This is a genomic window from Acinetobacter sp. Leaf130 (assembly GCF_001423205.1).
Taxonomy (GTDB): domain Bacteria; phylum Pseudomonadota; class Gammaproteobacteria; order Pseudomonadales; family Moraxellaceae; genus Acinetobacter; species Acinetobacter calcoaceticus.
This window is the reverse complement of record NZ_LMOE01000011.1, coordinates 369-11,869: the sequence shown is the minus strand read 5'-3', so window position 1 is coordinate 11,869 and position 11,501 is coordinate 369. Positions and strand designations below refer to the sequence as shown.

Genomic DNA, 11,501 nt, shown 5'->3' with positions numbered 1-11,501 from the left:
AGGGAGAGAAGATGATGGGTCAGAAATTGTTAGCTAGCTTGTTAATCTCATGGGTTTTTTTAGGAAGCTCTGCTGTTTGGGCGGCTGATTTAGAAACGAATATGAAAACTTTAGCTAAGAGCACTAAAGCATTTGCTGAAGCGAAAGATGCTGCTAATGCGAAACAACAGCTTGTTGTAATGCGTGAAGCAGCAGTTTCTTCTAAGCAATCTTTGCCTCATAAACTTGAAGGCTTGCCATTAGAAAGTGAAAAGGTAAAAGAGTATCAAGCTGGTTTAGATCAGCTTGTTGCTGAGATTGATAAAGTAACTGCATTGGTTGAACAGGGACAGTTAGATCAAGCAAAAACTGAAGCAATGAATTTAGTCAAAATTCGAAATGAAAATCATAAAAAATTTAGATAATCTTTTTTATGATGAGTTAATAAAAGGCTTTGTTTAATTTTAGACAAAGCCTTTTGTTTTATAAGAAAATAAATTTGTAAACTGCTATTCTCTTGGATACTCATTTATTACAAGAGAATATAATTTTGAAAAAAACACAAAAACTTTTATACATTGTAATCTTATTTTTTAATTGCTTATTTCAACTGCATGCTGCCACAGCACCCACTTTTTACGGAAAATTAGTATTTCATCGTTATAGTGATTATGACGCATGGGACAGTAAGCTTTATCTTTATAATTTCACAACGCAGCAAACCACATTACTGGGCACAAACTGGAAAATTGACCACATGATGAATGGTCATTTTTCTCCAGATGGAAAATGGCTCACTTTTATGGGAGTTAATTCTGGACAGCATTATGGCGATGCATGGGATGTCTATGCTTGGAGAGTTGGGAGCACGGAATTACCAATCAATTTAACCCAAGGGAATAACAAGCGGGATGAAGATCCTAAATTTCTAGATAACCAACGTATTATTTTTAAGCAAAATGGCGATTTAAAAATCGTTAAAATGACTGATCGCACGATTACTTCTGTCACTCAAAATGGTTGGGATATCGAAGAGTCAATGCCTTATCCAATGGTCAATACTACGCAAATCTTATATGCCAAAGGTGCAAGTAGTAATTCTAGAATTTTTAGTATTGATCAGTCGGGTGCATATGATACACAGCTAACCAATATTGCCTCATATTATCCAGTATGGTGGAAGGGAAGCCAGTTTTTATATGTGCGTTGGTATAGCCCAACAAATGCTCATGATCAGATCTATGTTTATGATACGACTACCAAACAAACCACTCGTTTGCCTTTTAATAGTACAGCCGTAAATACATCAGATCCGGCACCTTTAGACCAGCGGTATATGGTGGTTTCTCTAGCGGGGCAGACAGGAAGCCGTGGAGGTTATGATTTATATATTGCAGACAGCCTATCAAGCAATGTTTGGCCTTTGCCAATCAATACCAATTTAAATGAATTAGGGGCTTTTTATACCCCTTATTAATTAATAAAAAAGCCGATTAAGAAATCGGCTTTTTTATTTTGAAAAATAGATTAATCAAAAGAGGCTTCCATCTCTTCTAATTCCATCATGAGCTCTAAAAGCTGTTCTTCATATTGCTCAAGTTTAGCTTTCAGCTCAGTCTGTTCATTCATAAGCTTGAGTAGATCATCCTTACGTGCTGCATCATATAAAGATGTATCTGCTAAAGACTCTTCAATTTTGGCAAGTTGTGGTTGAAGTTTCTCAATCTGAGACTCAATTTTTTCGATATTTTTTCGAATAGGTCTGGTTTGTTCACGACGGCGAGCTGCTTCTTTACGTTGCGCTTCTTTATCGATTTTAGTGGGAGTTGGAGCGGCAGAGGAAGAATTATTCTGTGCTATAGCAGTCTGAGCATTGATGAGTTGCTGACGTGCTTCACGTAGCCATTTTGCATAATCCTGTAAATCACCTTCAAACTCTGTACATTTACCGCCGTGTACCAAAAGAAGCTCGTCACAAACACTTGCAATGAGTTGACGTTCGTGGGAAACCAATACGACAGCGCCTTCAAAATCTTGTAATGCCATGCTTAGTGCATGACGCATATCAAGATCTAAATGGTTCGTCGGTTCATCCAGAATCAAAACATTTGGACGCTGCCATACAATCAGTGCGAGGGCCAAACGAGCGCGCTCTCCACCAGAAAAGGTTTCACATGGGGTATCCATGCGTTCACCACTAAAGCCAAAGCTACCTAAAAAAGAACGTAAGGTCGCTTCACTAATTTGTTTACCTGCTAAACGGGCAATTTGTAACATTGGAGTAGCATGGCCATCTAAAGCATCCATTTGGTGCTGTGCAAAGTAACCAATATTAAGTAACTCTGATGCCTTGCGTTCACCAGCTAAGAGCGGTAAATCACCCACTAAGCTCTTAATTAAGGTCGATTTACCTGCGCCGTTCATACCAAGTAAACCAATACGTGAGGTTGGTGTAATTTGTAATCTGATTTTTTCGGCGATTTGTTTATCGCCATAACCAATGCTGGCATTGTCTAAAGTCAGTAACGGCGAACTCATTTTGGTTGGTTCACGGAAACTAAAAGTAAAAGGTGTATCAATATGGGCTGGAGCGAGCTCTTGCATGCGCTCAAGTTGTTTAATTCGACTTTGTGCCTGACGAGCTTTAGTCGCTTTTGCTTTAAAACGGTCAATAAATTTTTGTAGGTGAGCACGTGTTTCTTGTTGCTTCTCAAAAGCTTGTTGCTGCTGAGCAAGACGTTCACTACGCGTGGTTTCAAATGTAGAGTAATTTCCGGTGTAAAGCGTTAGTTCCTGATTTTCAATATGCAGAATATGATCTGTAATCGCATCTAAAAAGTCGCGGTCATGCGAAATTAGAATGAGTGTACCTTCATAGGCTTTAAGCCAATCTTCTAACCACAAAATTGCATCCAAGTCTAAGTGGTTGGTTGGTTCGTCTAGTAATAATAAATCTGAACGGCTCATTAGGGTACGCGCCAAATTTAAACGCATACGCCATCCACCTGAGAAACTCTCAACGTTTAAACGCAATTGATTTTCTAGAAAGCCAAGACCAGCCATAAGCTGAGCTGCTTTAGATGGTGCTGAATAACCATGAATTTCATCAAAGCGGCCATGCAATTTAGCCAATTCGAAGTCACTCAGTTGATCTGGTTGAGCAAGCTTATTTTGAATATCCCAAAACTCTTCATCACCAGAGAGAACGAAATCAATTGCAGGCATGTCTAGTGCTTTTATTTCTTGCGCCATATGCGCCACGATCCAGCCTGAAGGACGAGTAAGTGAACCTTCATCTGCACCTAAGCTACCTAGTAATGCTGCGAATAAGGTTGATTTACCAGCACCATTGACCCCAGTCAGACCAATTTTCCAACCTGGGTGTAATTGCATAGACGCTTTTTGAAATAGAATACGTCCACCGCGGCGTAAAGAAACTTGGTCAAATTGAATCATCTTATTGTATCGAGGTGAGTGAGGAATGCCGTATTTTAAAGAGAACTGCCGATGAAAACAAAACTTTCCGGATTTTAGTTAGAAGCGGACAACAATTGTATACATCGAAATATTCTAGGTTCAGCTATTCATCCGAAATATCTTCAATATTGAACAAGATAGAACACTTTTTAAAAAAAATGACTAAAATAAAAACAGTTTAAAGTTTGGTTGATTAATGAGCTACTAATAAAACTAGACTAAGGAAAGTCAAATGAAAAAAAGATTGGGGATTGTTAGTGCAGTATTTTGCTGTGCTATGGGAACAGCACATGCGGGACAAAATGTGTGTGTATTTGATTTATTAGGAAAGTCGGGTGAATCTTATAAAATGATGGAAGAGTGGGCGCTTGCAGCAAAGGACTGGCAAGCTGATATCACCTTAATTCCATTTCAAGATGAAGCTCTGGTGGACCGTAGGCTTCGTGAAGGCAAATGTGATGCTGCTTATATGACCTCTATGCGGGCACGAAATTATAATAAATTTGCGGGTTCTATCGATGCGATTGGTGGGGTAACCAGTAATGCTATTGCGCAAAAAGCGATTAGCTACGTTTTAGATAAGCGTAATAAACATCGCATGGTGACTGCTCAGAATGGAATAAATTATGAGGTTGTCGGTATTGTTCAGATTGGTCTGGCGTATTTATTTGTAAGAGATAAAAATCTGAATTCCATTGAAAAAGTTCGCGGTAAAAAATTCGCTATTTTGCATTATGACCTTGCTCAAAAAATTATGGTAGAAAGTGTGGGGGCGCAGCCTATTCCTTCTGAAATTAATGATTTTGTGAAAAAGTTTAATAGTGGACAAGTCGATGCAATTGCTGCGCCAGCTTATGCTTATAAACCTTTAGAAATTGGTAAAGGTATTGGCACTAAAGGTGCTATGTTTAATTTTCCAGTGGTGAATGTTACTGGAGATTTAATTGCGAGAACTGATAAGTTCCCTACAGATTTTGGCATAAAATCACGTGATTGGTTTATACAAAAATTACCTCAAAACTTTGCCATGATAAAGCGGTTAGAAATGGGCGTACCATCAAAAATTAGAATGAATTTTTCAGCAGAAGATAAAACCAAATATCAAAAACTTTTGCGAGAGGGGCGTCTCAATTTAACCAAACAGGGTGTATACGATGCAACCATGATGAGTGTACTTAAGCGTGCTCGCTGTACAGTCGAACGGACAAATTTTGAATGTACGCTTAATGGAGAGTAGATTATTTTTTCATCACAAAAAACCTACATATATTTCCATACTGAATATGGGTATGAAAATTGTGAATATAAAAAGTAACTTACGGAAACGTAGTGATTTTTACTACTAATAAATAATTTAAATTGAACAAACAATGGTTCAATTAGATAAAAAAATTGAGTAAATGCTCTATTTTTTTCTAAAAAACATGATTAATATCTGTCTTTGAAAGGAAACTTCAAACAAAAAATCTGTTCCGTGGAAGGATGAAGAAAATGAAAAAAATCGTACTTGCTATGGCTGCCGCTTCTGTTGTTGGTTTTTCTGCTTCAGCGCAAGCAGCGAGTACCGTGTGTGTATTCGACCTCTTAGGAAAAGCAGGCGACTCATATAAAATGATGGAAGAATGGGCTCTAGCTGCAAAAGGCTGGGGTACTGAAATTAACTTGGTACCTCGTCAGGACGAGGCTGTTGCTGATAATGATTTTAAAGCGGGTAAATGTGATGCTGTAGCAATGACAGCAATGCGTGCACGCCAATATAACAAATTTGCAGGATCTATTGACTCACTTGGCGGTGTTCCAAATAACCAAATCGCTCAACGTGCAATTACTTATGTATTAGATGCGCGTAATGCTGCAAAAATGACCACTAATATGGGTGGTAAAAAATACGAAGTAGCTGGTATTTCTCCGCTAGGTTCAGCGTTCATTTTCGTCCGTGACAAAAACATCAACTCTGTTGAAAAAGCTGCGGGTAAAAAATTCGCTGTATTAGGTTATGACGATGCACAAAAAATTATGGTGCAGCGTGTAGGTGCTCAAGCAGTTCTTTCTGATATTTCAAACTTTGCTGCGAAATTTAATAATGGCCAAGTAGATATGGTAGGTGCGCCTGCTTATGCTTACAAACCATTAGAATTAAATAAAGGTTTGGGTGCAAACGGTGTAATGTGGAACTTCCCTGTATTACACGTTACAGCTGATCTAGTATTACGTTCTGATAAATTCCCAGCTGGTTTTGGTCAAAAATCTCGTGACTGGTTTGTTAAACAGTTGCCTAAGAACTTTGCAATGATTAACCGTTTAGAAGCTCAGATTCCTGGCAAATACAAAATGAATTTAAGTGCAGAAGATAAACTTAAATATCAAAAAATGTTGCGCGATGGTCGTATGGACTTAACTAAACGCGGTGTTTACGATGCAGGAATGATGTCTGTATTGAAAAAAGCGCGTTGTTCTGTAGACAAGGCTAACTTTGAATGTTCAATGCCTGGTGAATAATCCTCATTATTTTCAGAAAGCCTAGACTTAGTTCTAGGCTTTTTGTTTTGTATATGCTGTCAATTCTGCCATTGTGGATAACTAGAAAGACGTTAAGCTAAATTTAGATAAAAACTTCATAAGGAAACATGAAGGTATAAAAATGGATCAAGGACTTCTGTGATTAAAATAATTGCTAATAGATAGACGACTATCTATTTTTGATGGAAATAAAATCATAAAAGCAAAATGGATTCGTAAAAATATCTTCAACATGATTTTTTATATGAAGCCTATCCGACTCATACCATATTGGTGTGAAATTTCTTGGTATCGAAAAACAAAAAACTCCACAAGGAAAGGAAAAAGAATATGCAATTTTCCAAAATGCTATTACTTGCGATGGGACTTACCACAGTTTCTTTTGCAGCTCAGGCTAAACAAACAGTATGTGTTTTTGACTTCGTTGGTAAAAATGGTGATGTCTATGCGCTGATGAAGGATTATCAACTTGCAGCAAAAAACTGGGGAGCTGATATCGAACTGAAAGTAAACCAGAATGAAGCCGTTATTGCCGAAGACTTTAAAGCAGGCAAATGTGATGGCATCAGTGTGTCAGGCATGCGCGGTCGTCAATTTAACTCGTTTACAGGGTCATTAGACGCAATTGGTGCCATTCCTGACCTCAAGCTTGCTGTAAAAGTAATGCAAGGTTTAGCGAGTCCGACTTTTAGTAAATATATGGTTAACGGCCGCTATGAGGTTGTAGGTGTTATTCCAGTAGGAGATGCCTATCTTTTAGTAAATGATCGCAGCATCAATACAGTAGCGAAAGCTGCAGGTAAAAAAATTGCTGTACTTGACTATGATGAAGCTCAAAAAATTATGGTTCAGCAGGTAGGTGCGCAGGCTGTTAGTGCCGATATAACAAATTTCGGTGCTAAATTTAATAACCATCAGGTAGACATTATTGGTGCACCTGCGGCAGCATTTAAACCTTTAGAACTACAAAAAGGTTTAGGAACAAAAGGGGCGATCGTAAACTATCCGATCTTACAGGTGACAGGAAATATTATTATCCGTCCTGATAAGTTCCCAGCAGGTTTTGGTCAGAAATCTAGAGAGTGGGTTTCGGGTCAGTTACCACGTGCCTTTACGATCTTGGGTAAAATGAAAGCTGATATCCCACAAAAATACTGGATGGATGTTCCACCAGCAGATAAACCGGGTTACCAAAAGCTCATGCGTGAGTCACGAATTAGCCTTACACAACGTGGTGTATACGATAAACGTATGATGAAACTATTATGGCAATTCCGTTGTAAGCAAGATGCTAAAAACTTCGAATGTGGCTTACAAGACGAGAATTACAAATAATCTTGATAAAAATACTCAAGATTCGCTTTAAACTTCGAAGACAGATCCTATATTGATTATGCTATACTCAATATAGGGTCTTTTTTATTTTGAAAGGCACAGCAAAATCCGAGGAACAATCATCATGAATGCCCAAGCTCTAGTTTTGACAGATAATGCTGCCAATAAGGTACGCCAACTCCGTGATAGTGAAGGGAATGACGATCTCATGTTACGTGTATATGTAACGGGAGGCGGGTGTTCAGGGTTTTCATATGGCTTCAATTTTGCTGAAAGCGTAAATGAAGATGATGCAGAATTCGTAAATGGCGATGTAAAAATGCTTGTTGACTCACTTAGCTATCAATATTTAATTGGCTCAGTGGTTGACTATGTAGAAGGTCTTGAAGGGTCACGTTTTATTATCCAAAACCCGAATGCAACAACAACATGTGGTTGTGGTTCTTCGTTCTCGATTTAAAAAGAATTTTAAAATTAAAAAAACCTCTCTATTTTGAGAGGTTTTTTTATTGATCAGATCATTACTTTTCACGGATAGATTCTAAAAAATATTGCACAAGTTCAGGTGCATTCTGATATGGAATCCAATGCGAAGCATCCATAAAAACTGCACGATAACTATTTTTAAAATAACTTGAGTTTAACTTGGCACTTTTTTCTGTAACGGCAATATCATGTTTACCCCAAATAAAAAGAGTAGGGACATTTATTGTTTTAAACGGATTTTGAGGTTTATCCCAAAAAAAGCCACGATACCAATTCAACGCCGTACCTAATCTATTTTCCTTTATAAACTCGGTCTCGAATGTTTCAATTTGCTGCTCGGTCATGCCAGATGACTGAAGAAATTTACGACCTAATTTAGGCATCTTTTTAAATAGAACTTCAGGAAGAAGAGGAAGCTGAAAAACTGCAAAATAATAAGATTTAAAAAGTTGTTTGCTGCTTAAGCAGGCTTTTAAAAAAGCAGCTTGATGTGGTACAGAAACTAAAGTGAGATGTTGAATATATTGTGGATACTTCATTGCAACGCCCGACGCGATTGCAGATCCCCAGTCGTGCCCTATTAAATAGACTGGTTGACCCAATTGCTTAATAAAAATTGCAACGTCTTCTACCAGTTCACTCAATGAATATTGAAATCGGCTTTGAGGCCTAGCATTTAAACTATAACCCCGTTGATGAATTGCAAGTGTTCTAAATTGATGCTGATGCAATAATTCCGAGGTTTGCTCCCAACTATGAGCAGTTTCTGGAAAACCATGCAATAAAACAACGAGTGGGCCATCAATAGGGCCTGAATCAATCACATCGAATGTCCAGTCGCCACGCGTGTACTGATGGATACGTTTGGTCAGATCCATGAAGACAGTGCCTCAAATTATTTTTGTTGGCACTTATCATGAGTTTTTATGCTCATTTAAATAACAGCATTTCGGGTCAGTAAATGTGCTATGAGGTCGAATCTGACCAAACAAATCAATAAATAGTTTTATACCGCCGTGATTGTCCCTAAGATTCTGAAATCTGAAGCACCTGTTACTGCTGGCAAATTACCACTTAAACCATTCATAAAACGCATTGCTAACCATGCAAATGCTGTAGCCTCGACCCAAGTAGGGGAGAGTCCTAAAACATCTGTAGGTTGAACTGACCAATTATGCTTACGTAAACGCCAGCGCAATTGTTCTAATAAGTAAGAGTTATAAGCACCGCCACCACAAACATATACTTCACCTGTTTCCATCTCTGAGCGATAAATCGCTTTTTGAATAGCACGCACAGTGAGTTTTAATAAGGTGGCTTGGACGTTTTCAGGTGTGTCTTCTAACTCATCATAAGTTAGATCGTTTCGCCAATCGATTAACTGATCATCCAACCAGTCAATATTGAAATCTTCACGTCCCGTACTTTTCGGTGGTTCTTTAGAAAAATATTCATGTGCATGAAGGCGATCGAGTAAAGAGCGGATAGGGTGCCCATAAGCTGCCCAATCACCATTTTCATCATATGGATGACCAGTATGACGATGACACCACGCATCCATCAAAATATTTGCAGGACCCGTATCAAAACCAAATACGCCGTCTGCATTGTTGGCAGGCAGCATACTCACATTAGCAATACCACCCAAATTTAAAATCACACGATGAATACTTGGATGTTGAAATAAGGCCTGATGGAAAGCAGGCACTAATGGCGCACCTTGACCACCTGCAGCCATATCTCTACGACGGAAATCTGAAACAACCGGAATTTGAGTGATTTCGGTAATGATATTGGGATCGCCAATTTGTAGCGTAAACCCATGTTCTGGACGGTGACGAATGGTTTGCCCATGCGAACCAATCGCTTTAATTTGACTACGATCTAATTGATGCTTTTCAATGAGAGTATTAATCCCGTGACCAATCATTTGGGCCAGAGCAACATCAGCTTTACCCATGCGGTCAATTTCATTGTCATCAGGTAAAGTTAATGCCATAAGCTCATCACGTAACTCGGGTTCAAATGGAACTGTAAGAGTGGCATGAAGCTGTAGTGGCTCAAATGAAGCCGCAACAATATCCACACCATCCATACTAGTGCCAGTCATTACGCCGATATAGATTGCGCTCATATGCAACTTCCCCTGCAAGACGCTGAAAAAATGTTAGTATATCGCACAAATTGAATAACTGATGTGTTTAGGTTTTGTGATGTCAAATTTCTTGCCCGCCGAAGAACAGCTTGCCCTCATCCAACGAGGCACGCACGAAATTATTTCAGAAGAAGATTTACTGAAAAAGCTCAAAGAGAACCGTCCCCTTAAAATTAAAGCTGGTTTTGACCCTACAGCACCAGATTTACATTTAGGACATACTGTTCTTATTAATAAACTAAAAACTTTCCAAGATTTGGGCCATGAAGTTACCTTCTTGATTGGTGACTATACTGCGATGATCGGTGACCCAACTGGTAAAAGCGCAACTCGTCCGCCGTTGTCACGTGAACAAGTAGAGGCGAACGCTAAAACTTATCAAGAACAAGTTTTCAAAATATTAGATCCGAATAAAACAAAAGTACGTTTTAACTCAGAATGGTTTAATCAAAAATCTGCTGCTGACCTCATTCAGTTAGCAAGTCAGCAAACCGTATCTCGCATGTTAGAACGTGATGACTTTACAAAGCGTTATAGCAACCATCAGCCGATTGCAATCCATGAGTTTTTATATCCTTTAGTTCAAGGTTATGACTCTATTGCACTTGAAGCTGACGTAGAGTTAGGTGGTACAGACCAGACCTTTAACTTACTTATGGGACGTACTTTACAAAGTCGTTATGGCCAAGAATCACAAGTGTGTATCACTGTTCCGATTCTAGAAGGTTTAGATGGCGTAAATAAAATGTCTAAATCTTTGGGTAACTACATTGGTGTATTTGATACACCAGGTGCAATGTACCAAAAAGTTTTATCAATGCCAGACTCTTTAATCGAACGCTATTTCGATTTACTCAGCTTTAAATCTCTAGATGAGATCAAAACTTTATTAGATGAAATTGCTGCTGGTCGTAATCCGCAAGAAGTAAAACGTATTCTTGCACTTGAACTAGTTGAACGTTTCCATGATGCAGAAGCTGCAGCTAATGCACATAAAAGTGCTGGTAACCTTATTACAGAAGGTGAAGTACCCGAAGACACACCAGAAGTGACTATTTCACGTGGTGAGTTTGGTGGAGAAATTTTTATTGCTACGATTCTACGTTTAACTGGCCTAAATCCGAATGCAGCAGCTGCAAAAGATGCTGTAGCTCGCGGAGCAGTAAAAGTTGACTGGAATGCTGTTGATGCAAGTTTCTCTGTAAAAGAAAACGGTACTTTCATTATTCAGTCAGGTAAGAAAGCAATTGCTCGTGTAACGTTCACTGACTAAGAAAGTTGTGTAGTAATGAAAAGCAGGAGTAATCCTGCTTTTTTTATTTTAGGATCATAAAAACAATTCAGCGTTCCACGTGGAACAATCTAAAGATCAGCAATTCAGTAATAATAAAAGAAGTAAATTAAAAATAAGAAGAAATATAGAGTGAGGTAGAGTATTTACTCTATTATTTCTTTGGAATCTTTGGAATCTTTGGAATCTTTGGAATCTTTGGAATCTTTGGAATCTTTGGAATCTTTGGAATCTTTGGAATCTTTGGAATCTTTGGAA

Annotated in this window: 10 protein-coding genes; 7 read left to right on the top strand and 3 right to left on the bottom strand. The window is 38.4% G+C overall.

The genetic code is table 11. The annotated features are described in order from the left end of the window. The first annotated feature begins 11 nt into the window (after positions 1-11). The gene (gene cybC, locus ASF86_RS18355; RefSeq protein ID WP_056484354.1) at positions 12-404 is read left to right on the top strand and encodes a cytochrome b562; all 393 of its coding nucleotides are present in this window, start codon (positions 12-14) and stop codon (positions 402-404) included. Positions 405-529: 125 nt separating this feature from the next. Beyond that, positions 530-1,456, top strand: coding sequence for a hypothetical protein (locus ASF86_RS18350; RefSeq protein WP_056484349.1), 927 nt, complete (start codon positions 530-532; stop codon positions 1,454-1,456). Positions 1,457-1,506: 50 nt separating this feature from the next. On the opposite strand, the gene ASF86_RS18345 is transcribed toward ASF86_RS18350, so the two are convergent. Continuing rightward, the gene (locus ASF86_RS18345; protein ID WP_056484343.1) at positions 1,507-3,435 is read right to left on the bottom strand and encodes an ATP-binding cassette domain-containing protein; all 1,929 of its coding nucleotides are present in this window, start codon (positions 3,433-3,435) and stop codon (positions 1,507-1,509) included. Positions 3,436-3,688: 253 nt separating this feature from the next. Between ASF86_RS18345 and ASF86_RS18340 the strand changes: the two genes are divergently transcribed. The 4 genes from ASF86_RS18340 to erpA all read left to right on the top strand — a co-directional run bounded on the left by ASF86_RS18340 (position 3,689) and on the right by erpA (position 7,771). After that, positions 3,689-4,693 (top strand): putative solute-binding protein, encoded by a 1,005-nt coding sequence (locus ASF86_RS18340; RefSeq protein WP_056484340.1) that lies wholly within the window; start codon positions 3,689-3,691, stop codon positions 4,691-4,693. Positions 4,694-4,947: 254 nt separating this feature from the next. Further along, a complete protein-coding gene (locus tag ASF86_RS19695; protein ID WP_003656045.1) occupies positions 4,948-5,955 on the top strand; it encodes a putative solute-binding protein in 1,008 nt (335 codons plus the stop codon). A 351-nt stretch (positions 5,956-6,306) separates the two neighbouring features. Continuing rightward, positions 6,307-7,311: a putative solute-binding protein gene (locus ASF86_RS18330; RefSeq protein ID WP_045437800.1), complete on the top strand. Its 1,005-nt coding sequence runs from the start codon at positions 6,307-6,309 to the stop codon at positions 7,309-7,311. Between the two features lie 124 nt (positions 7,312-7,435). Then, positions 7,436-7,771, top strand: coding sequence for an iron-sulfur cluster insertion protein ErpA (gene erpA, locus ASF86_RS18325; RefSeq protein WP_003656048.1), 336 nt, complete (start codon positions 7,436-7,438; stop codon positions 7,769-7,771). A 61-nt stretch (positions 7,772-7,832) separates the two neighbouring features. Here the strand turns inward: erpA and ASF86_RS18320 are convergent, their stop codons facing one another. Then, positions 7,833-8,675, bottom strand: coding sequence for an alpha/beta fold hydrolase (locus ASF86_RS18320; protein ID WP_056484337.1), 843 nt, complete (start codon positions 8,673-8,675; stop codon positions 7,833-7,835). Between the two features lie 128 nt (positions 8,676-8,803). Further along, the gene (locus tag ASF86_RS18315; RefSeq protein ID WP_017387716.1) at positions 8,804-9,931 is read right to left on the bottom strand and encodes an anhydro-N-acetylmuramic acid kinase; all 1,128 of its coding nucleotides are present in this window, start codon (positions 9,929-9,931) and stop codon (positions 8,804-8,806) included. 61 nt (positions 9,932-9,992) lie between these two features. Between ASF86_RS18315 and tyrS the strand changes: the two genes are divergently transcribed. Then, positions 9,993-11,225, top strand: a complete 1,233-nt coding sequence (gene tyrS, locus ASF86_RS18310) for a tyrosine--tRNA ligase (RefSeq protein ID WP_081407783.1) — start codon at positions 9,993-9,995, stop codon at positions 11,223-11,225. Positions 11,226-11,501 lie beyond the last annotated feature (276 nt).

Bases quoted from the DNA above. Each gene is read 5' to 3' on its own strand.
- cybC (WP_056484354.1), top strand. From the start codon at position 12: ATGATGGGTCAGAAATTGTTAGCTAGCTTGTTAATCTCATGGGTTTTT.
- ASF86_RS19695 (WP_003656045.1), top strand. From the start codon at position 4,948: ATGAAAAAAATCGTACTTGCTATGGCTGCCGCTTCTGTTGTTGGTTTT.
- ASF86_RS18330 (WP_045437800.1), top strand. From the start codon at position 6,307: ATGCAATTTTCCAAAATGCTATTACTTGCGATGGGACTTACCACAGTT.
- tyrS (WP_081407783.1), top strand. From the start codon at position 9,993: ATGTGTTTAGGTTTTGTGATGTCAAATTTCTTGCCCGCCGAAGAACAG.
- ASF86_RS18320 (WP_056484337.1), bottom strand. From the start codon at position 8,675: ATGGATCTGACCAAACGTATCCATCAGTACACGCGTGGCGACTGGACA.
- ASF86_RS18315 (WP_017387716.1), bottom strand. From the start codon at position 9,931: ATGAGCGCAATCTATATCGGCGTAATGACTGGCACTAGTATGGATGGT.
- ASF86_RS18345 (WP_056484343.1), bottom strand. From the start codon at position 3,435: ATGATTCAATTTGACCAAGTTTCTTTACGCCGCGGTGGACGTATTCTA.
- erpA (WP_003656048.1), top strand. From the start codon at position 7,436: ATGAATGCCCAAGCTCTAGTTTTGACAGATAATGCTGCCAATAAGGTA.
- ASF86_RS18340 (WP_056484340.1), top strand. From the start codon at position 3,689: ATGAAAAAAAGATTGGGGATTGTTAGTGCAGTATTTTGCTGTGCTATG.